Below are 23,632 nucleotides of genomic sequence, written 5' to 3' on the forward strand. Positions count from 1 at the left end.
GGGAATTTCTGCTATCTGATTGTTACTGAGGTCAAGCCATGTCAAATCCGACAGTTGGCCGAGAACTTCGGGAATTTCTGCTATCTGATTGTTACTGAGGTCAAGCCATGTCAAATCCGACAGTTGGCCGAGAACTTCGGGAATTTGTGCTATCTGATTGTTACTGAGGTCAAGCTCTGTCAAATTCGCCAGTTGGCCGAGAACTTCGGGAATTTCTTCTATCTGATTGTTACTGAGGTCAAGCCATGTCAAATCCGACAGTTGGCCGAGAACTTCGGGAATTTCTTCTATCTGATTGTTTCTGAGGTTAAGCACTGTCAAATGCGTGCACTTGCCAATCTCCGGCGGCAATTCCTCCAACCCCAACCCCGACAAATTCAGTTGGGTCAATTTTTCCTTGGCGGCCCGGTGAATTCGCCGCAGTGCTTGCTCTGGCATCATGACCTTTATTTCCCCGTGTGTTTCCCCGCCATCTTGTTTCTATTCTGACAGAGCTTTGGGCGTTCCGGGAAAGATTAGGCGCGATTGTGGAGGCGAGAAACCGCATCGAGGCGAGAAACCCCAGAAGTGTCCGAAGAGAGGAACGAAGCAATCTTAGTCTTGGCGATTGCTTCGCGGGGACGCTCGCAATGACATATATCAGTTATTTACGCCTGGGGCGAGAAACCGGGTTTCTACGAGTTTTTGGTTGGGTGACGAGAAATATCCAGACAAACCCGGTTTCTGAGATTTTCGCATGGGGCGAGAAACCGGGTTTTTGACCACTGCATAAATCCTGTTTATGTCAATGGGAGATGAACAATCTGGTCTTGGTATTCATCATCGAACGAACCATCAGCAATCAAAATTAATTCCTCAATATTTTGCCCAATAGTTAAATCTGAGTTCAAAATGAAAATCCCTGGAATATGCCTACCTTCAGCCATATGATCCGTTAGATGGACTGGCATTGACTTGCGGTTGTTCGTCACTAAAATAAAATTATGATCTTCACACCAAACCAAAATATCTGGATCGAGCGTACTTTTCGGAGGCGTACCAATATCGCCCACTGACCAAACTACTAAATCGGGGCGTTTCCGGCGAAGCTGTGTGGCATAAATCGGTGTAACATTCTCATCCATCAAATATTTAAGCGCCATTCCTCAAGCACCCTGTATAACAGATTGCTTTTCCCGTTCGGCTTTCAATCTTCGCAATCTTTCCGCAGCAGGATGGGGATTTGCTGCTTGCATCTTTCGCTGCTGATGCGACCACTCTAACCAATCTTGTAAATATCGACTTACTGATTCTTTGTTCAGCAAATAATACAAAATAGTCGCATAAACTTCTGCCAAAGTTAGAGAAGGGTATAATTGCTGAATTTCTTCGGCGGTGCGTCCCCGATACAGATATTCATATAGTACCGTCTCAATCCCGATCCGATGTCCTTTGATGCGAATATCATCCGGTGCCAAAAAGTCAAAATAGTCATTAAATTTCATATCTAAGATTCCTCTTTTAGCTATATACTATTATACTCATTATATGGAAGAGCGTAGGCACAAGCCAAAAAACTAGGGATGGGGCGAGAAACCGGGTTTCTATGAGTTCTTGGTTGGGTGACGAGAAATATAGAGAGAAACCCGGTTTCTGAGGTTTACGCATCGCGGCGAGAAACCGGGTTTCTATGAGTTTTTGATTGGGTGAGGAGAAATACAGAGAGAAAACCGGTTTCTGAGATTTTCGCATGGGGCGAGAAACCGGGTTTCTACGAGTTTTTGGTTGGGGGACGATAAATACAGAGAGAAACCCGGTTTCTGAGGTCTGTTTTACCAAGAGATGACAAATGATGGTACGCTTGGCATAGAAACTTGTTTGTTTATGAATCAAATTAAACGTGTTGCCATAGTGGGAGGAACCCACGGAAACGAACTCACAGGAGTTTACCTGGTGAAGAAATTCGATCGCGCGCCAGAGTTAATTGGGCGATCGACTTTTGAAACAATCGCCCTGCTAGCCAATCCCCAAGCCTGCTCCATCGGGACACGCTACGTCGATATCGACCTCAACCGCTGCTTTCGCCAGCAAGATTTAGAAAATCCCCACCTCTCCAGCTACGAAGCCCAGCGGGCGAAAGCAATATACCAGATTATTTGCTCAAAAAACACCCCGCAACAAAATTTAATTATCGATCTGCACAGCACCACATCCAACATGGGGCTAACATTTATTCTCGCCAGCCAGCATCCATTTAACCTGCAACTAGCAGCTTATTTAACATCTTTGTATCCCCACCTCAAGCTACTCGCTTCGACAACCAATCATCAAGATAGTCCTTTGCTGCGATCGATTTCCGAGTTAGGCGGTACGCTGGAAGTTGGTGCAGTGGCGCAAGGCGTGTTAGATGCGTCTTTGTTTCAGCAAACCGAGCAAGTTGTCGGCACAATTTTAGACTGCGTAGAAGCCTACAATCTAGGCACAATGCCTGTTGCAACAAATCCCCTGACTGTTTATCAAAGCATTCGGGCGATCGACTATCCCAGAAACGAAAAGGGAGAAATTCAGGCAATGATTCATCCTCAGCTACAATCCAGAGATTATGAAGCGCTGAATCCCGGCGATCCGATGTTTTTGACCTTTGACGGCGAGTCGGTCTTGTATGAAGGTAAATCGACGGTATATCCAATTTTTATTAACGAGGCGGCTTACTACGAAAAAGGAATTGCCATGTGTTTTACCCAAAAGCAAATTGTTCTTAATAGTTTGTAGTGAGGACTCCCTTCCGCATTCATGAAGGACTTGCATTCCGAACGCTCGAACCTTGTTTCTTGTTATTTATCGGTTAAATTATGGGAGTCAGGCGACAAAAAATTCTCTTCAGGAACAGCACGAGAATCCTGAAACTGCTTCCATACTTCCAAACTGAAAATGCAAGCAAGCAGCCACACAAAACCCGCAATATAACCAGCAATAACATCGGTAGGCCAGTGAACTCCGAGATAAAGCCGGCTCAAACCAATAGCAGCAATTAATACAACTGTCAAGCTGTAAATCCACCAGCGCTGCTTGGGAAAACGGGAACCCAATAAATATCCTAGCAAACCGTAAACAACCATTGAAATCATCGCGTGCCCGCTAGGGAAACTGTAAAATTTTACCTCAACCGCGCGCTCCCAAAGTTGAGGTCGATCGCGCGCAAACAGTTGTTTTAAGAGTATATTTAAACCGATCGCCCCAGCGCCGGTAATTGCAATCGTTGCGGCTTCGGAGCGATGTTGGCGCACCCACAACATAATACCCAAACTCACGCTCACTATTAGCAGCAAATTTGGCTCCCCCAAAAATGTCAAGGCGAGCATGATGCGATCGCGCACCGGATCGTGCAGGCTCCTGAGATATAGTAAAATAGATTTATCGAAAGCGTCAGTTTCCGAGTCCAAAACCTCGTGGGCAATGGTGGCAAAGGCCCACATCGCCAAAGCAGCAACAACCAGGCCGCCAAGCCGAATTAGAGAAATCAGCGATCGAATTTTAGAGAGCATTTTTTAACTAATTAAGAATTTAAAACCAAAAACCGGGAATAATAAGTAAATTCACCTAATTAAGCGTCAAATCCAGATCGCTAAAAGGCTTGCTGTGTATCTCTTTTTCCTTCTTCCTTCTTCCTTCTAGTTACCAGAAAGAATTGGTTTAAAGCCCCAAGCTTTTTCGCGAGAAATTAAAATCAGACGATTCATTACTCCAATCCTCTTCCTTGTTTTGTCAAGTGCCCTCACAGGTCAACTGTCACAGGTCAACTGTCACAGGTCAACTGAAAACAAATCTAGGAAACGAAAACGCCCGAGCGATCGTCTAGATTCCTGAGCAACTATATTTTGAATGATTAATTGATTTTTCACTACCCACCTCAGCTTTTACATCCCACCGACGAATGATTTTACTATCAAAAAAACAGATTTCTGCAATTTTGTTGACCGTGGGGTTGACAAGTATTTGTAGTTGTGCTAAGAACACCGGAGTTAATGCGCCGATCGCCGAAGCAAACTCGATCGCCCAACGCCTCGTCTCCTCAGCAGTCGCCCAACAGCCCAACAGCCCGAAATTCGGTCAGCCGCTCGCCTGTACCCTAGGAAAAGACTGTTTTGTAATGCACTATTTCGATCGCGATCCAGGCCCGGGCGCCGTCGATTTCGGCTGCGGGCGGCAAACCTACGACGGCCACGACGGCACAGATTTCGCCATTCCCGACGCCAAAGCAATGGCAAAAGGAGTCCCAGTTATCGCCTCCGCTGCGGGCAAAGTTTTGCGAGTGCGAGATGGTGTAGTCGATCGGCGTTTGCAAAACGAGACAGAGAAAGCCAACGTCACAGCCATTGGATGCGGTAACGCCATAGCGATCGAGCACGGTGGGGGCTGGGAATCGTACTACTGCCACCTCCGCCAAAACAGCGTGGTTGTGAAGCCGGGAATGCAGGTAGAAAAAGGCACAGTTTTGGGTATGGTAGGAAACTCTGGCGAGGCCTCTTTCCCCCACGTACACGTCACTTTTCGGTACCAAGGTAAGCCCGTAGATCCGTTTGTCGGGCCCGATGCGAAGTTAGGCTGCAACACCGCCCGCAATCCAATTTGGGATAAGCCGATCGACTATATTTCCACAGGTTTAATTCGCGCCGGTTTTGCCCCCAAGCCACCGGATGAGAACACTGTCTGGGCGGGACAATTTTCTGAGACTAAATTACCTGTAAATAGCCCGGTTTTACTGTTTTGGGTGCAGAGTTACGGAGTCCTCAAGGGCGATCGCGAACAATACAAATTATTTGCACCCAGCGGCGCAACCATCGCCAACGCCAGCAAGGAAATTCCAGCCCCCAGCCGGACTTGGTTGGGTTATATCGGCAAAAAAAGCAGTACAAATTCTCCTCTGACTCCCGGAGTGTGGCGCGCCGAATATCGGTTGACGCGGGGCGATCGGGTTTTAGCAGAAGTCAAGCGAGAAGTCGAATTGCGCTAGCCACCAAGCTATACAATTTTCGATTGGGGCATTGGAGATTTAATTTGCGATCGCACGAATTCGATCGGAAACCGGGTTTGATGGACGAAAATAATGTATCAAAGCCTTGAATCCAGTAAAAAACCCGGTTTCTTTGGTATGGATGTGTAATACCATTTTTCTAAAATCGTGCAACACTCTTCGACCCCCCCTAGCCCCCCCGCTGTATTGCGGGGGGAACAAGAATACTGTTGCATTCTTTTTTAAAATTGGTATAAGTAGATGGCGCGGGAAAATATATAAGTAGTCATTGCGAGCGAAACGAAGTGAAGTTAAGCAATCGCAGAGATTGTGACACCAAATTTTTTTACGAAAATCCTTCGTCGCAGCCCGTAGCTCAGGGTAAAAAACCCGGTTTCTTTGGGCTTAATGCGTCCAGGACTAATCCCAAAAACCTACGCCAAAAACAACTTATACGCCGGATTCTGACTCTCATCCCCATACTGATAGCCCAGCGTATCCAAAAAAGCCTGCCACTCCTGCATCTCATCCGGCGGCACCTGTATCCCCACCACAATTCGCCCGTAATCAGCCCCGTTATTCCGATAGTGAAAAACGCTGATATTCCAGTTAGGACTCATGGAACCCACAAACTTCATCAACGCACCCGGACGTTCGGGAAATTCAAAACGGTAAAACAGTTCGTGATTTGCCAGAAGAGAACGGCCGCCCACCATGTGCCGCAAGTGCAATTTCGTTAATTCATCATCAGTTAAATCCAAAGTTTTGAAGCCGCAATCTTCAAAACTTGCCGCTATTTTAACCGCATCAGCGCGGTTTTGAATTTGCACGCCGATAAAAATATGGGCGGCTTTTTCATCAGCAATTCGATAGCTAAATTCAGTCAAGTTGCGCTTGCCCAAACATTCGCAAAACTTGCGGAGACTTCCCGGCTGTTCGGGAATTGTGACTGCAAAAATCGCTTCGCGGCGTTCGCCAAACTCTGCCCTTTCTGCTACGAAGCGCAGGCGATCGAAATTCATGTTCGCGCCGCAAGCCACAGCAATTAATGTTTCTCCTGCGATTTGTTCGCGTTCGGTGTAAGCTTTCGCACCTGCGATCGCCAATGCGCCGGCCGGTTCTAAGATCGATCGCGTATCCTCAAAAACATCCTTAATCGCCGCGCAAACATCATCCGTATCCACCAAAATAATCTCATCCACATACTCCTGACACAATCGAAAAGTTTCCTCCCCAACTTCCCGCACCGCAACGCCGTCAGCAAATAAACCCACCTGCGACAAACGCACCCGTTTACCCGCTTTCAGCGATTGATTCATCGCATCGGAATCGACAGGTTCGACGCCAATAATCTTAATTTCCGGGCGCAACCGCTTAATATAAGCTGCAATTCCCGAAATCAATCCACCGCCGCCAATTGCGATAAAAATCGCGTGAATGGGTTTTTGATGTTGCCGCAGAATTTCCATGCCGATCGTACCCTGTCCCGCAATTACGTGCGGGTCATCAAAAGGATGAATAAAAGTCAAACCTTTTTCTGCCTCTAATTGGCGCGCAAAGGCGTAGGCATCATCGTAAGTATCCCCGTGCAAAACCACCTCTCCACCGCGCGCTATCACCGCATTAACCTTCACCTGCGGCGTTGTTACGGGCATGACGATAATCGCGCGAGTTCGCAGGTGGCCCGCAGCGAGGGCGACTCCTTGGGCGTGGTTGCCGGCGGAAGCTGCGATGACACCTTGTGCTAGCAAATCCGGCGACAGTTGCGCCATTTTGTTGTACGCGCCCCGCAGTTTGAAGGAAAAGACAGACTGCATATCTTCTCGCTTCAGCAGCAGTTTATTGTTGAGCCGCGCTGATAGATTGGGGGCGACTTCTAGGGGTGTTTCTTGGGCCACATCGTAGACGCGGGCGGTGAGGATTTGTACCAGGTAATCGCAAAGCATGGGGTTAGCAGGTGGGTTGATGCGGGAGCGTGGGATAATTGTAGTGTATTTGTGTTAGTGTTTTGCGGGAATTGGCGATCGGGCTTCGCAGCTACGAAATATTCAGTCAGCTCGATCGGATGTAGTCACATAAATAATCAAACCAACTCTGGCATCGCGATCGAACTTTAATCCTACTTCTGATTCCGAAGTTATTTCTACGCGATCGTGAGAAATACAATCAAGCTGAATGCTATCAATTATAGCAGAGTAGCAGTACGACAATTCATCGTTAACTAAAACCAGAAAAACTCCTTCTCCTACAGTCAATGTAACATCCTTAACTTTCGCTACTCCCGCTTGTGGCTTTTTGAACCACTCAGTAATTTTTCCAATTTCCCTTACTACTTCTTGCTTAGTCTGGAGTAAAATTATATTGTAGGTAACTAAATCGGCAAGAGATTTACATAAAGACTCCACAAAATAACTTAATTCCAACAGTTCTTGAGTTCCCAGAAAAATCTTATCTGTAGAGCCGTGTGCGGCTTCATTCCGATAGTCAACCAGTTGTTTGAGTTGTCCTTCGGCCGTGTTTTGACTGCCGCGAACTTCCTTTACAAAATATTTAATTTCTTTGTGGTTAATTACCCATTTCCATGCGTCATCAATTCCAGCATTTTTCAAAACTGTTTCTAGCACTTCCTTCCGTAAATTTTGCTCGTGCAATAAAAAAGCATCAGGAAGTAGCTCGTATTTCCCACTATCAGTAATTCCACAGGATAATCCTTGAACTACTTGCTTAACAGAAAGGTGTTGAAACTTATTCTTTTTGATGTCAATCAATAAACGCCCTATACCCTCTCGATGGGTATTTTGGATTTTTTCTCCCAAGTCTAAATAACGTGGAACCAGATCCGGCATGAGTCGCAGCCAATCCGAAATTAAATCCTCAACGAAGCGCTCGTAAATAGCATACAATCGGGTTACTACCGCACAGCGATCGTAAATTCGCCATTCTTGTTTGCTAGAGATTACTTCTATTAATGCGGCAAACTCAGGATTTTCTTTCAACTGTTTTATATCTGAACTGTCTTGAAATACGATTTTTCTAAGTCGATCATTAATCTTTATCATCGAACGGACAGTGGAAATTTTAAGACAGACTGTCTTGAGAAGCTCCTCAAACATCGCAAGTTACTCTCCAATAACTTGCGAAAGCATTTCGTCAAATATCCTGATTCGCTCCTGAATCTCTGCCTTGGTTTTTCCACCTCCTGTCAGCAGACGAGATTCCGGCTTGTTAAAGAGGTTCTTTGTCTCTTCAATAATTCTGTCTTTGAGAGCAATCAATCTTTTTTCATGTTGCAAATACCTGCTAAAACCAACCATGATTGCATCATAATATGCTTTATAAGTTTTGTTAGACCAAGTTTGAGTTTTATCGTCAAATGGCTTGAATAAATGCTCTCCGTAAATCAGGCGAGCTATTGTAATAGTTTTCAGAAAAATATATTCCAGATCCTTGATATTTTCTTCGTCAAATTTTAAACTCCTCATCATGTACAAGTCTAAGAATCCTTCCATTCCCCGTTGGAAATTATCAACATTTCTGAGAGCAAAAAAACGCAGAACTAACTCAGCATCTTCCATTTTTTTATAAAGGGTATTTTTTTCCAATTCGGCGCTGTCATCCTCTGTCGGAATTCCCCAAGCTTCTGCAAATATGGGATGGCGCGATAATTTTAGCAACAGTTCATTGAACTTTCCATAATACAAACAGTTTCGCACTTCCTGTTGACTTAAATCTACACCTCCTGTGTTAAGGCGCTCGAATGTTTTTTGTTTTAAGAATAGAGCCTCTTCAGGATCTGAGGTTGATTCTGCAATAATTACCGTAGATGATATAGAACGACGGTCGATACCAGCTCTAATTTTTTGAGGAAGTTGATTGTAGGTACGTCCATTTAATTCAGACCAAAGTTCAAGCCCTGTTAATGAAAGCTTGTTTTCATAAAAATCCTGAATCGCAGTAATTCTCTGTTGACCATCCATCACCTCATAAGAATTGTAATCTTTTTCGTATAAGATTATTGATGGAACAGGAATATTGATGAGAAATGATTCGATTAGTTTGGATTGCATCTTGGTAGTCCAACGCGCCCTTCTTTGGTAAAATGGTCGCACTTCCATATAACCAGGATTCCTTAATGCCTGGACAAAGCTCGGAAGTTTTTCACGGTTGATTTCAGTAAGAATTCTATTCTCTCTTAACTCGTACTTATGGTTTATTTCATGATCGGATATTTTAGTGCGAGTTTTTGTTGGCGAACTCTCCCACATTTTTTCTTCAAATGGTGCGATCTGCATTTTCCGTAGTCTCCCTAAGCACAACTTGTTAATAATTATAGCATTTTCAGCATGAACCGATCGACTAAAATCTCACAAGCTAGCGATTATAACCAACTCGCGCAGAAGCTCCCAGTAGCGATCGCAAAATCCGATTTTTATGGCAAAATGCGATCGTGGGAGTGATGCCCGACGCCAAAGGAATTGGCAAGCCCGATATTTACATGGCAAAGCGGTTGTAAAGTTTAGTCCAGGTTCTAACTTTACTGGCCGATGGCTTACCAATTCAACACTCAGTAAAATTACTTACTGAAAATCTCCCCAAACCTAATCTGGACGTGCAAAACCCGTTCGAGGGTCACTAATAAACAAACCCAAAACCAGCGAGTCCATCACCGTATCCCAGACAGGAGTCAAACGTTCAGCATCATCAACCCAATAGTCAAAAGTAATCAAACACTGAACATTAGAACCCAATCCGATACAGATTCTCGAATAAGCTTCCCGCTGTTCGGGAGGGTCGATAAACTTAAATTCGGTCCAAACAACCCGAGCAGTTTGCCGCTTCAATTGGATAATATCCCCAGGATCGATCGGATTTCTGGTATCATCTTCAACAATCTTCTGCAATAGCGGCACCAGCGGAAAATCAGCCCAATTGTTAGGAGGTAACAAATTAAACGAAACCTCCAAACAACAATCATCATCCGGCGGCTTTTTATCCGTAAACCGGAACGACTTAGTATCCGGTTCAAAATGCCAATCTTGCGGCACATCAAAGCGGACTGCACCTCTTCCTGCGACAAAGATGCGAGTTCCAGGCTTAGATTTCCAATTGTGGTCTTCTTTGAGCTCTAGAGTTTCCTTGAGCCATTCTTGCTTTTTGCGCTTAGACATAAACAGAACACCAAATTGCTGCTAATGTGTAGTTTGAGACTTGGCAAACACATTTTAACTCTATTTTGCTCGCCCTTTGCTCAAATATAAAAATCCTTACAAAAATTACCCACGGGTATCGAGAAACCGGGTTTTTACACAAAAATCCTTCGTCCCAGCCCTAGAATCCATAAAAAACCCGGTTTCTTTAGTCGCAGCGCGTAATTCCTGTATAACCATCCTTACAATAATTATCAATTTCTCTCTGCCTTCTCTGCGCCTCGGCGCTAAAAAAAATCCTTTCACAAATTCCTAAGTTTTATTTTTAACTTGAGGAATAACACATCTAATTCCGCCTTTATTCCCAGCCGCATCGCCCTTGTAGCGGGGGATAACATGAATCGCAGCGTGACTGCGACTTTGGCCCGCATCTTTATTAATATTGATACCCACATTAAAACCATCAGGCTGAAACTCTTTAATTAACATCTCTTGCACCTTATTAGCCATAAACCAGCAAGCCGATTGTTCCCTAAACGGGAGTTCAAAATAATTGGCTGTGTGACGCTTCGGGATAATTAAAACATGACCTTTGCTGGCGGGATAACCGTCAAACATTGCATAAGCTGTTGCTGATTCAGTTAGCAAAGTTAGATTTTTGTGCGGATTGCAAAATATGCAGTTATTAGTTGAATTTCTTTGATGGTTGTAATGCACGTATTCGTATATTTCGCAAGACTCATTTAAAAGAGACGACTTAAACGGAAGTTTGACAATGCACTGATATGTAGGTTTTTTGTGTACGTAGTGTTCTCGAAAGCCTTCTTTTTTGATATCCCTTCTCACTGCAAAATACGCTTTTCCTCCCGGTTTCAAGAGGTGCGACACTTCCATCAGCACATTCGCTTGTTCTTCGGGAAACAAGACATTCAAAACATAAAAGCAAATTATAGTATCAAATTTATTTTGGGGGAATTCTGGAAAATAATAAGAGTCGTAACCTGCAATATCAAAGCCTTTTTGCTGCAACAATTTAACATCGCTCCCGAAGCCGCACCCAAAATCTAAAACTTTACCTTGCAGCAAGTTTTGCTCTAATAAAAATCTTGCCGGAAATGACAAGTAAATTCTTTCGATTGCCGTCAGGTGGCTGAATTTATTTTGTTGCTTTTTCATGGCGGCATAAATTTGATTGAATTAACTTTTGCGTAAAGGTTTTGCGATAATTCCGAGAATTTTGTCAGCTTCCTTGATATAATAGTCGGTCAAATCGATAAAGACTGTTTGATTTACTAATTTAAGAAATTTCCAAGCATTCCCAGTAGTAACGCAGCCGTAAATCGCCTCAATTTCATCATTGTGCTGCTTGTTAAATAGCTGGGCTCCCAGCATTTCGGCGATGCACTGTCCGAGTCCGCTTTTAATGTTTTCGTTTTTCGCTTCTACTAAAGTGATAACTGGTGTGCGAATTTCATACAAGTCGCTGGATGCGGTGAGGATATAGTCGCAATAGCCGTTAAGTCCGCTTTTGGCATCGGCGTTAAATTCTGTACCGGAAAAAAAGCCGATTTGGAAGTTTAAGATGCGCCGCACTTCTAGTAATATGGGTGCAATAATTAATTCCGATCGCGCTTTTTCCGTATTAATCGCGGTGGCAAGGGGGATGTATTCTGTTAAAGTGGTTTTGAGATAGTCGCTAGGTGCGATCGCCTCTACATCAGCAAACAACACCGTTTTTTCATCAACGGTGAGGTTGAAAGCCGATCGCACTTTGGAAATCGTAGTAAAATCGCTGTATGCCATTTGTGAAAGCCTTCTGTATTCTATTGTATCATTATTGCAGTTTAGCGATCGCCCCTTTCTCCACCAAAACCTTACCAGTCACCAAATCCCGCACCGTAGCCAACAAAACCCGCCTCTGGTCCACCTCAAAACTCACCGAAACCCGATCGATCCCCAACACCCCAGGCGGATTCAAATGCGCCACACAAACCTCCTGATGGTGGCTTTCCAAAGAGCGAAAATCGCTGTGTTTGTTGAGCAAACTGCTCGTCATTTGCCCTTTTTCGTTAAAAACAACCTCCGCTTGCGACACCTCTGCAACTTCCCCAATATCCAACCGAATTTCCCTTTGTCCTTCAATTGCCACTTGCAGCGTCAACTCATCGGAACTTTCACAAGGATACTTCATTTCCTTGCTAAAAATCGGCGAATAAGCATAAGCTTTAGCGTAAGGTTCCCAGAGGCGAATTGCGTAGCTGTGACGCAAATAATCGTCAACACTCGCCAATTGTGTCAGCGCCAAAGCACCGTGCGCCACAGCTTCAAAAGGCTTGTCAGTTTTGACTTTTTGCCGCCCGAAATACGAAACAACTAAATTAGACACAGCCGGAATCAGAGAAGTTCCTCCTACCAGCAAAACCTGTTCGATATCTGCTTTGCCGATACCTTTTCCCAGCGCAATGCTCAGCACTTCATCTAAAGCTTCCCGCAACTGTTCTAACAACTGCCGAGATTCCAGAATTTCTTCAAGTTTATCTCGGTTTAGCTGCAAGTCGTAAGACATAAAATTTTCATCGTCAAACCAACTTTCTTTCGCCTCATTAACTTGAGAAAGTTGAATTTTTAACTTTTCCGCTATTTCTAATAAATTTTGCCAGCCCACGCCGCCGACTTCTGCCCGCGACGAACCAATTTGTCGCAAATAATCTTCAACAATCCAGATGTCAATATCTTCGCCGCCGACATAAGCATCGGATTTTGCCAACACTTCGGCGCGCACCCCCCCCAGCCCCCCCTTACCAAGGGGAGGAGAAATCTCGCTCCCCCCCTTACCAAGGGGGGGGAAGGGGGGGGTTACAGCAGTGCGAACTAAACTTAAATCTAAAGTCCCGCCGCCAAAATCCACTACTAAAACTACAGAACCGGGGCGTTTCACTGCATATCCCAGGGCGGCGGCGGTGGATTCATCTATTAGCTGAACTTCCTCAACTCCGAGAGATTCTGCTAAGTCGCGAAACCAATCTAGATATCGCTCAAATGCTCCGACTGGGACTGTAAAAATTACTTTGTCTGGTTGTATATTTTGCCGATATAATTGTTTCCATATAGTTCTGATAAATTGTTCGGCTACTGATTCGGGTGTGTAAGTTTCACCGTCGATATTGCGTGCAGGGGGCTGAAAATCGGCAGCCAAGTCGCGTTTAAAAGCTTTAAAAAAGCGCTCCGGCTGGGACTGTCCTAAACGCTGCGATCGCACTTTTTCTCCCAATACCAAATCCCCCGCTTTTTTCACAAACACCAAAGTCGGCACCACAGGTATTTCTCTGACATCTGGGCTCGATTTCTTGGTTTGGAAAATCCGGGACATTTCGCCCAATCTCAAAGTTTCGGGTGTTTGCGTGTCCGGGTTGAGAATGCAGACCACCGTGTTGCTGGTGCCGAAGTCAATTGCGATTGCAACCATGTCAATTTTAGATTTTAAATTTAATTTGTTATTCCCGGTGGGAGGGTGCGGCTAACTTTAGCAGGAGCAAGAATTTGCTCTCCATCTCGATAGCCCACAAATCTCACGTAAACTAACTCTCCTTCTGTTATATCTTCAACATCCGGCTGGTGCAACTGCGGAGTGTAAGCAACTTGTTCCCAAGCTGAACCGATTGTTTCAAAATCCCAACTTGACAAGAGATTTTCTAGGGGAGTAAACAAAGCCGAGAGATTTTTGGCTGGCATATTCGGCTTGGCTTCGGCCATTTTGCGGGCGGCGGGATAGTTGGTTAACAAAGTTTGCAACTGTTCAAAGGTGGCGCGGCGAAAATCGGCAGTTAGTTGAGTTTTTTGCTGCTGCAATTCGTCGCGCAGCCGGAAACACTGCTGTCTCAATTCTTCGATTTCGCTGGGATTAGTTGTGATTGTAGCCGATACGGGCAGCGCGCTAAGAGTGCGATCGAATTCTTGGAAATTCAAATTTAGCACAGTTGCCAGCCGCCGCAGTTGGTCTACTGTGAGTTTTCCCACGTCTCCCTGCCGTACTAAGCGCACCCCGAAGCGACTTAAGCCTGCTTTTTCGCCTAAGTCTTGCCAATCGACGATATTTAGCTGATTCATGCGTTCCCGCAGAATTGTATCGTACTTAAAGTCGATCGCATCTCCGGCCTCCGATGCAGCATAAGCGTAGACTACAATTAGAAAAATGCCCCCGACAGCTAGCGCGATGCTGAAGGCAGGCACTGTTGTTACATCAACTATTGCATCGAGGAGATAGAACATTGTTAATTTTTCTAAACTTGTTTTAAAGTCTGCGTTTGTTCGGCGGTCAAATTTTCTTCCCCTTCGTAGTATTCTGGCAGCAACTCTTGAGATTCTACTTTTCCCAGGGCTTTTTCAACTCCGGCGGTGGTTTCGGTGCAACTCGAACCGGTGGCGTTGAGGACGGTTTCGGTAATTTTGCCGTCTTTGCCGATGCGGTATTCTATTTGGCGGTACTCTGCCATAGTTCCTCTTGGTTTAATGCTTGACGGTTGAGTTTTGACTGTTGAGTTATATTATAGATTCTGTTTACCGATTATTCAAATGAATTTTTGTAGCGACAATGCAACCGGGGTTTCGCCGGAAATTATGGCAGCGATTGCAGCGGCTAATTGCGGTGCTGCGATGTCTTACGGAGATGATGAATATACGCAGCGTTTGCAAGTTAAATTCTCGGATTTGTTCGAGACATCGGTGACTGTTTTTCCTGTAGCAACCGGTTCTGCTGCTAATGCTCTAGCCCTTGCGGTTGTGACTCCTCCTTACGGGGCTGTTTACTGTCACGCCCAATCTCATATTAATCTGGATGAATGCGGCGCGCCGGAGTTTTTTACGGGCGGTGCAAAGTTGGTCACAGTAACAGGAAATCATGCTAAAATAAAGGCAGAGACTTTAGGTGAAATAGTCGATCGCGCTGGTGCAGGAGTCGTCCACCACGTACAGCCCGCCGCCGTCAGCATCACACAAGCCACAGAAGCCGGCACAGTCTACAATCCAGCGGAAATAGCGCACATTTCGGAGGTTGTTCGCAGCCACAATTTGCACCTGCACATGGATGGAGCTCGCTTTGCCAATGCTGTTGCCAGTTTGGGCTGTACTCCTGCCGATATCACTTGGCGCGCAGGTGTCGATATACTCTCGTTTGGAGCGACAAAAAACGGCGCGATGGCTGCGGAAGCTGTGGTATTTTTTAATCAAGAATTAGCAAAGACTTTCCCATTTTACCGCAAACGCAGCGGGCATCTGTTCTCGAAGATGCGGTTTTTGTCGGCGCAGTTGGAAGCGTACATTACCGATGATTTGTGGCTAAAAAATGCGACTCACGCCAATAAGATGGCAGCTAATTTGGTGCAGGGGTTGTCTGGCATTAAAAAAGTAAATTTTTGTCATCCAGTCGAAGCTAATGAAATTTTTATGCAGCTTCCCGAATCTGTAGTTGCAGCGGTTTTAGCTGAAGGATTCCAGTTTTATCGGTGGGATAAATGTACTGTCAGACTGGTAACTGCTTTCAATACTAGAGAAGAAGATGTTAATGCTTTTGTGGAAGCTGTTAAACGCCATCAGTGATTATTTTGTAGGGGCGGGTTTTACGAATAATATCTAACGAGTACCAACAATCTAGATAAACCCGCCCCCCCACAACAGATAACCCACATCAACATTAAATTTACATCGAATGCGGAAAATGTACATTGTGATTTTTCGTTTGGTGGGGGCGGGTTTGAGAGATTGTTTGTTATTGGCAATTATTGTTTGTAAAACCCGCCCCTACAGTTTAATCGATTCATGGACAGGTTCTGCAACTGCGGCTAATTCCGGTTCCTCTGCTTCGAGGTGCTCTTCCAAAAGCGCCAGATTTCTCATGTTTGACTTATAAAAAGCATCAAAGATATCTCCGACTAAAGGCACTGAGCCGATAACGGCTTCTAGACCGATATTGTAAATCATTTTCCCGAGGGTTTTTTGGGGAATGTTGAATTGAGTTGCTAAGTAAATTAGGTAGGCAGAAAATGCGGTATCTACTATATCCCCAGCACCCGGAACTAAACCGATAATCGGATCTAAACCAATGCGAAATTTAGTGCCGGGGATGCCAATGGCGGTATCCATCAGGCGGCTGAGTTTGCGGATGCGGTTGAGGGTGGCAAGACGCTCTATTTTGTTCATATTATTATTGTTGGACTAGCTGGAAAAATTGCCATCAGTCGGAAGACGGAAAAAAGTATCGCCCTGACAGGTTCGATCGTTCGGACTTCAGTCCTCTCTGGTTGGAAGAGGACTAAAGCCCTCACTACTAACTTTATAAGGGTTATTTTATGATATAATCGGCGGCGATCGCAAATTGGGAATTAGCTAGACTAGAATAAACTTAACTATAGTTAATATGCTTAATTCCCCATTCGTGCATAGTATCAATAATCGGTTTGAGACTTTCGCCCAAAGGCGTGAGCGAATATTCAACTTTCGGCGGAACTTGCAGGTAAATTTCCCGGTGCACAATCCCGTCTGACTCCATCTCCCGCAATTGCTGCGTCAGCATCTTCTGAGTAATGCCGTTGACAGCTCGTTGCAGCTCGTTAAAACGCTTCACTCCTTGAAAAAGCTCCCGCAGAATCAAGACTTTCCAGCGCCCGCCAATCACCTCTAAAGTCCTTTCTACCGGGCAATTTGCTCTCTCAATACTTCCTTCTTTAACTTGCATAGTATCTTTTTGGTAACTACCGCACTTTTAAGTGCGTACTTCCCATAATAGCTTGACTCGGTTTAAAGTAGAAACATCCAAGAAACACCCGAAGTCATTCCCAAATCTAAAATCTCAAATCGAAGGAGGATTGAGAAAATGATTACAGTCAGAAAAAGTGAAGCAAGAGGACACGCTAATCATGGTTGGCTGGACAGTTACCACACATTTTCCTTTGCCAATTATTACGATCGCAATTTTATGAATTTTCGCTCGTTGCGGGTAATCAACGAGGATGTCATTAGCCCCGGAAAAGGTTTCGGCACTCACGGGCACAGCGACATGGAAATCATTACCTATGTGCTGGAAGGAGCGTTAGAACACAAAGACAGTTTGGGAACCGGTGCAGCGATAAAACCCGGTGAAGTGCAGCGGATGAGTGCAGGTACGGGCATCCAGCACAGCGAGTTCAATCACTCGCAAACAGAGCCTGTTCATTTACTGCAAATCTGGCTGTTACCAGATACAAATGGCTTGCCGCCGAGTTACGAGCAGCGGGAGTTTCCCCTAGCAGAAAGGCGCGGAAAACTGCGCTTAGTGGCGGCGCGAGATGCCAGAGATGGTGCGGTGAAAGTGCATCAAGATGTCGATTTGTATGCGGCGGTTTTGGATAAAAACTCGCGGGTTGCTCATGTTTTGCAGCCAAATCGCCATGCTTGGGTGCAAGTTGCTCGCGGCGCTGTTTCGCTCAACGGTTTGACTTTAGAAAAAGGGGACGGTGCGGCGGTTAGCGGCGAGGATGAGTTGGCGATTGAAGCGGCGGAAGATGCGGAATTTTTGCTGTTTGATTTGGCATAAAATTGCCATAGCCAAAACATTGTTTCTGTAGGGTGCTGCCTCCTATTTCGCCATTATTCCAGGTTTATATTGTCAGCAAAGGGTTGGCTGGTGGGTGGGCGCGGGTTTATTTAATCTGTTTGTACTGTTTGGGATTATTGGCTCACGGGCCCCTACCGGTTTGTTGGGAATGATGCCAAATATTAGTTGTAGGTGCGTCAGTTTTTAAATTATCAATTTAATGCAGAAAAAACTCTAGCTGACGCACCCTACTAATACTGTTTGATTTAGCAGAAAATGCCGCATCCTACATACTGAGCAGCAGTTTGACGGCCGATCGCACTTTTCTAAAGAATGATTGAGATTTCCGCTCTGTAGCTCTGCCTTGGTTAAGCTATATTGACTGGTTTTCACTCATCAGCCTTGCAGGCAAAGGATACTCAGCAATATTCTCGTTACTGAGATACTCCCACCAACTTGCCTGTAGTTGCAAAGCTGAAAGCACTGTTCGCTTCACCAATTAGGGTAAAGGCAGCCCAGTTGATTGGATTGGGATATTCTTTGATTATGGTCAGCATCGCTTGCCGCAACGCCTGAGCTTTGTCTGAGTTGCGATCGAGATTTTGATAAAACTCCACCATTAACAAGGCGGTGGAAGCATCTGGTACTGACCACAGGGACACAATCACGCTGGGAACGCCTGCCGCAATCAAGGAGCGTGACAGCCCGATCGCACCATCCCCAGTTAATCTTCCTTGTCCGGTGTCACAAGCACTCAGAACGACTAACTCAGCATTGAGTTTGAATTCCAAAATTTCTGCTGCTGTTAGCAAACCGTCATCTGTTGCTGATGGTGCTAGGACGATCGCTCCAGGCACCTCCTGTTTCCTGAAGTCTTCGAGCAAGCCGTGGGTTGCTAGGTGAATAATCCGTGAAGATGGCATTCGTTTGACCACAGCAACTTTAGTAGCTGCGTTGCCTATTAATGCCTGAGCGTGCAATAGAGAAGCTATGTCTAGAGCTTCCTTTTCAGCACCAGGAAGAGAGTCTAACTTTTCAGGTTTTTGCCCAAATTCAAATGAAATAGACGGCATGGTAGGATTGCCAACTACCAGCATATCTTCCATACCTACCGCTTGGACTCGTTCCTGCTGTTCGTGAGTGAGTTCCAGAACTTTGATTGAAGTAGCTGTGAGGATAGTGTGTTGCTCAATTAGATACTTACCTGACTCATTTTTGAGAGCTGGGAAGGGAACTAGGAATAGTGAACCTTGGGGAATAAAGATGACGCGCTCATCCACATTGGTTGGTAAAAGGTCAGCGATATCTTCGATCAGAATCCGATAAAGTTCCTGCGATCGCTCAACCGGGTCAGCAGGGACTGTTTCTTCCTTGTCCACTACAGCCTTGCGGTTCAGCCCCCTAGCACCAATCGAGCCGCGATAATTGCTAACCAGTTTTTCCAAAGAGGTAATACGTCCTTGTAACAAGGGTTTGAGGTCAACCGATCGAAAATCGATCTCACCTGTGGGTTTAATCACCCAAATAAACAGTTTTGACTGCCCCAGTTTTGCTTCTGTTGTGCCATCATAATCATTAATAATTGTGTATTCTACGAGGGTGGACTTCTGAGATTTTGCTACATTTTTAATCCCTTCAATTGTTAGATGAAATTTTGGTGATAGCTTTGGTTGGCTTGAAGATAACTGTCTTTCTAATAGCTCGGCAATTGCTCTAGCACGACCGCGGTCTGAAATTTCTAAAGCATCTTCAAATCTTTGCTGCTCAATTAATACTTCTTGCATAACAAGATAAGCCATCAGTTGCATATCCAACATTGATGTTTTTTCTCGATCGTTGTTGCCATTGCCTGCCCAGGTTGTTTCATAAACTTCAATAGCCTGGTTTAGGTAACTTTCTGCTTCTCTTAAATTTTTAGCTTTGAAAAAAGCCAATCCTAATCTTTCCAGATTGATGGCTTCTGACTGCCATTCTTTGTATTCCTTCGCAATCTTCAACCCCTGCTGGAAGTATTCAATAGCCTGGTTGTAATTTTCTTGATATAGATAAACAGCCCCTATATTTCCCACAGCAAACATTTCTCCGTAGGCGTCGCCGATTTCCTGGGCTTTAGCTAAACTCTGCTGATAGTAATCAATTGCACTGTTGTAGTCTTCTTGCAGCGCCCAGAAATTTCCTATATTTTCTAAAGCTAACGATTGACCGCGCAAATCACTAATTTCTAGGGCAATTCTCAAACTTTCCTGATGGCAATCAATTATTTTTTGAGAATCATCGCTAGTTTTGCTATCTCTTCTACCTAGGGAGATACCAAGACTTCCAAGAATACGCCCCTGAAAAGAACGATCGCCAATTTCCCGTGCTAGATCTAAACTCTGCTGAAAATATTCAATCGCCTTTTCGTATCTGTTGAAAATATCATAAGCTATTCCCAAATTGTAGAGAACGTTGCATTCTCCAGCACGATCGCCACTGATTCGATAAATGCTCAGGGCTTGTTGATAAGAGTTTAAAGATGCTTCAAATTCTCTATTCTCATATTGTTCTTGACCTCGATCGCGATACATATTTCCTAAATTTTGTAAAGCTAGGATGGCAAGATTTACCCCCCAGGTATCCTCTACCTCTCGATAGATGGTCAAAGCTTGTCGATAGGACGCCAAAGCAGCATCAAGCTGATTAGTCTGGCTCTGTTCAAGACCTTGCCGCAACAGAGAATCAGCCTCAGCTTGACGAGAGTTAATTGAGACATCAACAACTTGAGTTTCATCAGCAACAGACACTGTAGGAGGCATTAAGGTAGCACCGAGTTCAAGCTGTTTGATATTGTCTAGTGCAGCTTGGTAATGGTAATCATCTGTCCTGCCTTGTTGTACATATAAATCAGCCGCTTTTTGAGAATCCTCAATAGCGCCCTGACGGTTGCCTGAGTAATAACGTGCAGTGGCTCGATGGTAATAGGTTTCCGGCTCATTGGGATTAAGTTGCAGTGACTGTTGGCAGTCTTCTAAGGCACCTTGGTAATCTCCAACTTGCGATCGGACAAAACCCCGATTAGTGTAAGCTTGGTCAAACTCAGGATTAATCTGCAAAGCTCGGTTGCAGTCTTCCAAAGCGCCTTGAGGCTCTCCAAGTTCTGCGCGAACAAAGCATCGGTTAGAGTAAGCTTGAGCGTCATCGGGAGCAATGGCCAGCGCTTGTGTCCAGTCCTCAAGAGCGCCTTTAAGGTTTCTGAGATTAGAGCGAGCCAGACCTCGGTTGACGTAAGCTTCAGCATAGTTGGGATTGAGGCGTATTGCTTTGGTACAGTCCTCAATTGCTTCTCGGTTATCTCCCAGTCGAGTTCGGGCAAGACTCCGATTAATGTAAGCTTCAATCTCTAAGGGATTAATCCGCAACACCTGAGTGTAGTCCTCAACAGCACCTTGCTGATTTCCAAAGGCTGTATGAGCGGAGGCTCGACTCCTGTAAACATCCACCCATTCGGGATTAATTTGTAATGCTAGATCGTAATCTCCAATGGCTCCCCGAGTATCGCCCAGTTGGCTGCGGGCAAGCCCTCGCAGATAATAAGCTTCAGCTAAGTTGGGATTAATTTGTAGCACCCGATCGAATGCCTCGATCGCTTCCTCATAGTTTTTTTGGTTAAAGCAGTCAACACCGTGCTGTAAGAACTCAAACTCGCTCATTTTACGCCTCCCATTCTGAAACTAAAAAGGGTTTTACAAATGCCGGATCGGGGGGCGATCGCCCCCTGATTCTGCTTACGTTGTCACGGTCAATGTCACCGATTTTGTCGTCCAACCTCGGTTGGGATCGTCAACTTGTGCTGCACGCACAGGAGGTGCCTCGTCAACGTCAGCGCTAATGGCTGCGATGAGTTTATCGAGTGGGTTGCTGCTGTTTCTTATTGCTTCTTCTTGTTCTCCTTTTTCTGCTGCTGATTTAGGTTCAATCGGTGCGTCGAGAGGCGGTAATTTGAGCCAGTTAAACTTAGCCGAGTTGTTGGCAACAGCAAAGACCTTCAAAATTTCTTGACCCTCTTTGTATCCATTGGGAAGACTGAACTTTATGGGGATTAACTCTTCGGCTCCGGGACTGAATGTGGCAAACTCTGCACCGTCTCCAAAAATATCGAGTCGATCGATCGCCCAATTTGACTGGAAATCAAGTACGGCAACGCTGAGTTCTTGAGAAGAATCATTCTTGATATACAAGTATGTTCTTTCTGCCTCCTTCAGGGTTTGCTTTGTCGGGTCAGCCAAGGGATTTTTGTTTTCGTCTGCTAACTGGACGATCAGCTTGTTGGTTAAAGCTGAAGTATTTTTAAGCCCTTCGGCAGCCTGATACTTAGCGAGATGGATTAAGCGTTTGACTACCTTTTCAGCAGCATTAAGATCGTTTACCTTCAGGTGCGGTCGTAAATTTTCAAATGGCTCTCCACTTGGGTCGCAAATTTCGTATTCGCCATCTTTAGTGATAGCAACTTGGTAGTGTTCGGCTTGACCTTCTGAAACTAACTCCACCCAGCCTTTTCCTGCATTAGGAATAGCTGACTTGATTGCCGCGAGTGCTTCACCCTGAATTTTTAGTATCTCTGGAGGCAGCACCTGATTTGGCGGCAGTTTCCCATCTCCTGTATCCTCTTGTTTGAAAAACAGACGGACTCGCCGGACAAGCTCTATGGGGGCGGCCAACATGACTGCTGGAGCTCCAGCCTCAATCTTGGTTCCTGCCGGCAAGGAATCAGGCTCAATGACCGCCCAAGCATCTGCTACAGTGATGTCTTCTGTAACTTCAACAATTGCTAATTGCTTCTGATTGAAATCGGTTGTTCCCAATGGATAGATGGCAAACTGTGCGCCTTTGCCAATACCCTGCGCTGTTCCAGCGTCCAACAGCACCCTCTTCTCGGCGGCATCTAGCTTAATCACATGGACAGTGTAATGATACTCTGTGCGATCGCAGCCAAAGACTTGACGATTTCCCTCACCGAAAAGCATGGGAGTTTGATTTTGAAACTGGCCCTGCACCTTGGCATAGATGCGATCGTAAAGTAACTGATAAGTCAGTTCCCAACTGCGGTTAGCTAAAGTATCTAACAGCCAGTAAGTCAGCGCTCCCTGACGCTCTGTACCATTAAAAGCATACTCATAGGCCAATTCAGAAGGACGACAAGCAGCCAGTACAACATACTCGCTCAACTGAGGGAACCAATCCCCAGGAGTCGCATTGCGAGCTGTTCCCCGGGTTAAGTCCCAGTTACGGATCAATTCCTCCTCTGATGCCACTAGGCTGTCTGTTCGTCGCTGGGAACTGTCATCGCTATCCCCTCCTCGAATGTCAGAGTATTCACCTCGTGTTTCCCCTCCAGAATGGCAGCTATCTAGCACAACTGTGACAACTAATCCCTTGTCTGTCATCCGTTTGAGGAGTGTTATGAATTCAAGATCCCGCAGATAGCGGGAGTTCTCTTCGCCAATGTCCATCGGGACAAGTGCTTCATCAAATTGCCCGTCTCCTCTGAGTTGTGGATAAATTGTCGCCGCCCGTCCTCCATGGCCAGAATAGTGAATGTATACCTGCTCTCCCGGCTGAGCTATTTCTGTAATGGCATCAAACTTCGCCACAATATTTTCATAAGTTGGTTCCGGGTCTTTGGTTTCGATGGTTTCAGCGACTTCGGGATTCACAGAAGTCAGCTTAAAAATCCGTTCGGATGGAATCTTCAGTGTCTTTAAGAGGTAGCTTGCGGCGCGATCGATGTCACGCACGCATCCTTTAAGATTTTTGTACAACCGATTAGGTTTATACCAATCAATCCCAATTAATAAGGCGTAAATAATCGGTGTTTTGTCAGATTTTTCAGTCATTATTTTGCTTCAATTTCTATTTTTTCCTCAAGCGGGATAAGAACTCGCTCTC

General features: G+C 45.2%; 21 protein-coding genes. 4 read left to right on the forward strand and 17 right to left on the reverse strand.

Annotation, left to right across the window (positions count from 1 at the left end; genetic code table 11):
• The 3 genes from QUB63_RS20690 to QUB63_RS20700 form a co-directional block, all read right to left on the reverse strand.
• On the reverse strand, positions 1-441 hold a 441-nt coding region (locus QUB63_RS20690; protein ID WP_332947181.1), incomplete at its 3' end, for a leucine-rich repeat domain-containing protein.
• Between the two features lie 338 nt (positions 442-779).
• Positions 780-1,142 (reverse strand): DUF5615 family PIN-like protein, encoded by a 363-nt coding sequence (locus tag QUB63_RS20695; protein WP_332947182.1) that lies wholly within the window; start codon positions 1,140-1,142, stop codon positions 780-782.
• Positions 1,143-1,145: 3 nt separating this feature from the next.
• A complete protein-coding gene (locus QUB63_RS20700) occupies positions 1,146-1,484 on the reverse strand; it encodes a DUF433 domain-containing protein (protein WP_332947183.1) in 339 nt (112 codons plus the stop codon).
• A 379-nt stretch (positions 1,485-1,863) separates the two neighbouring features.
• On the opposite strand from QUB63_RS20700, the gene QUB63_RS20705 reads away from it, so the two are divergent.
• Entirely contained in the window at positions 1,864-2,751 is an 888-nt protein-coding gene (locus QUB63_RS20705; protein ID WP_332947184.1) for an aspartoacylase, read from the forward strand.
• 62 nt (positions 2,752-2,813) lie between these two features.
• Here QUB63_RS20705 and QUB63_RS20710 read toward each other — a convergent pair whose 3' ends face one another.
• On the reverse strand, positions 2,814-3,524 hold the full coding sequence (locus QUB63_RS20710; protein WP_332947185.1) for a phosphatase PAP2 family protein: 711 nt from the start codon (positions 3,522-3,524) through the stop codon (positions 2,814-2,816).
• 389 nt (positions 3,525-3,913) lie between these two features.
• Between QUB63_RS20710 and QUB63_RS20715 the strand changes: the two genes are divergently transcribed.
• On the forward strand, positions 3,914-4,993 hold the full coding sequence (locus QUB63_RS20715) for a M23 family metallopeptidase (protein ID WP_332947186.1): 1,080 nt from the start codon (positions 3,914-3,916) through the stop codon (positions 4,991-4,993).
• A gap of 434 nt (positions 4,994-5,427) precedes the next feature.
• Here QUB63_RS20715 and ilvA read toward each other — a convergent pair whose 3' ends face one another.
• The 9 genes from ilvA to QUB63_RS20760 form a co-directional block, all read right to left on the reverse strand.
• The gene (gene ilvA, locus QUB63_RS20720) at positions 5,428-6,960 is read right to left on the reverse strand and encodes a threonine ammonia-lyase, biosynthetic (protein WP_332947336.1); all 1,533 of its coding nucleotides are present in this window, start codon (positions 6,958-6,960) and stop codon (positions 5,428-5,430) included.
• An 81-nt stretch (positions 6,961-7,041) separates the two neighbouring features.
• Positions 7,042-8,106 (reverse strand): MAE_28990/MAE_18760 family HEPN-like nuclease, encoded by a 1,065-nt coding sequence (locus QUB63_RS20725; RefSeq protein WP_442922319.1) that lies wholly within the window; start codon positions 8,104-8,106, stop codon positions 7,042-7,044.
• Between the two features lie 6 nt (positions 8,107-8,112).
• A complete protein-coding gene (locus QUB63_RS20730; protein WP_332947188.1) occupies positions 8,113-9,285 on the reverse strand; it encodes a DUF262 domain-containing protein in 1,173 nt (390 codons plus the stop codon).
• Between the two features lie 306 nt (positions 9,286-9,591).
• Entirely contained in the window at positions 9,592-10,161 is a 570-nt protein-coding gene (locus QUB63_RS20735; protein ID WP_332947189.1) for a hypothetical protein, read from the reverse strand.
• A gap of 291 nt (positions 10,162-10,452) precedes the next feature.
• Positions 10,453-11,316 carry an HIT domain-containing protein gene (locus QUB63_RS20740; RefSeq protein ID WP_332947191.1) on the reverse strand — a complete coding sequence of 288 codons (864 nt, stop codon included), beginning with the start codon at positions 11,314-11,316 and terminating at the stop codon, positions 10,453-10,455.
• A gap of 21 nt (positions 11,317-11,337) precedes the next feature.
• Positions 11,338-11,943 (reverse strand): hypothetical protein, encoded by a 606-nt coding sequence (locus QUB63_RS20745; RefSeq protein ID WP_332947192.1) that lies wholly within the window; start codon positions 11,941-11,943, stop codon positions 11,338-11,340.
• A gap of 31 nt (positions 11,944-11,974) precedes the next feature.
• Positions 11,975-13,606, reverse strand: a complete 1,632-nt coding sequence (locus tag QUB63_RS20750) for an Hsp70 family protein (RefSeq protein WP_332947193.1) — start codon at positions 13,604-13,606, stop codon at positions 11,975-11,977.
• 20 nt (positions 13,607-13,626) lie between these two features.
• Positions 13,627-14,409 (reverse strand): nucleotide exchange factor GrpE, encoded by a 783-nt coding sequence (locus QUB63_RS20755; RefSeq protein ID WP_332947194.1) that lies wholly within the window; start codon positions 14,407-14,409, stop codon positions 13,627-13,629.
• Between the two features lie 11 nt (positions 14,410-14,420).
• Positions 14,421-14,633, reverse strand: coding sequence for a DUF2997 domain-containing protein (locus QUB63_RS20760; RefSeq protein ID WP_332947195.1), 213 nt, complete (start codon positions 14,631-14,633; stop codon positions 14,421-14,423).
• 79 nt (positions 14,634-14,712) lie between these two features.
• On the opposite strand from QUB63_RS20760, the gene QUB63_RS20765 reads away from it, so the two are divergent.
• The gene (locus QUB63_RS20765) at positions 14,713-15,735 is read left to right on the forward strand and encodes a threonine aldolase family protein (RefSeq protein ID WP_332947196.1); all 1,023 of its coding nucleotides are present in this window, start codon (positions 14,713-14,715) and stop codon (positions 15,733-15,735) included.
• 201 nt (positions 15,736-15,936) lie between these two features.
• On the opposite strand, the gene QUB63_RS20770 is transcribed toward QUB63_RS20765, so the two are convergent.
• The gene (locus QUB63_RS20770) at positions 15,937-16,335 is read right to left on the reverse strand and encodes a DUF4112 domain-containing protein (RefSeq protein WP_332947197.1); all 399 of its coding nucleotides are present in this window, start codon (positions 16,333-16,335) and stop codon (positions 15,937-15,939) included.
• A 202-nt stretch (positions 16,336-16,537) separates the two neighbouring features.
• Positions 16,538-16,870, reverse strand: coding sequence for a winged helix-turn-helix transcriptional regulator (locus QUB63_RS20775; protein ID WP_332947198.1), 333 nt, complete (start codon positions 16,868-16,870; stop codon positions 16,538-16,540).
• A 138-nt stretch (positions 16,871-17,008) separates the two neighbouring features.
• Between QUB63_RS20775 and QUB63_RS20780 the strand changes: the two genes are divergently transcribed.
• Positions 17,009-17,707: a pirin family protein gene (locus QUB63_RS20780; protein ID WP_332947199.1), complete on the forward strand. Its 699-nt coding sequence runs from the start codon at positions 17,009-17,011 to the stop codon at positions 17,705-17,707.
• 434 nt (positions 17,708-18,141) lie between these two features.
• On the opposite strand, the gene QUB63_RS20785 is transcribed toward QUB63_RS20780, so the two are convergent.
• Positions 18,142-21,396, reverse strand: coding sequence for a DUF2225 domain-containing protein (locus tag QUB63_RS20785; RefSeq protein WP_332947200.1), 3,255 nt, complete (start codon positions 21,394-21,396; stop codon positions 18,142-18,144).
• 75 nt (positions 21,397-21,471) lie between these two features.
• Positions 21,472-23,580 (reverse strand): caspase family protein, encoded by a 2,109-nt coding sequence (locus tag QUB63_RS20790; RefSeq protein ID WP_332947201.1) that lies wholly within the window; start codon positions 23,578-23,580, stop codon positions 21,472-21,474.
• Positions 23,581-23,632: the final 52 nt, after the last annotated feature.

Source organism: Microcoleus sp. ARI1-B5 (assembly GCF_036705795.1).
Lineage (GTDB): Bacteria > Cyanobacteriota > Cyanobacteriia > Cyanobacteriales > Microcoleaceae > Microcoleus.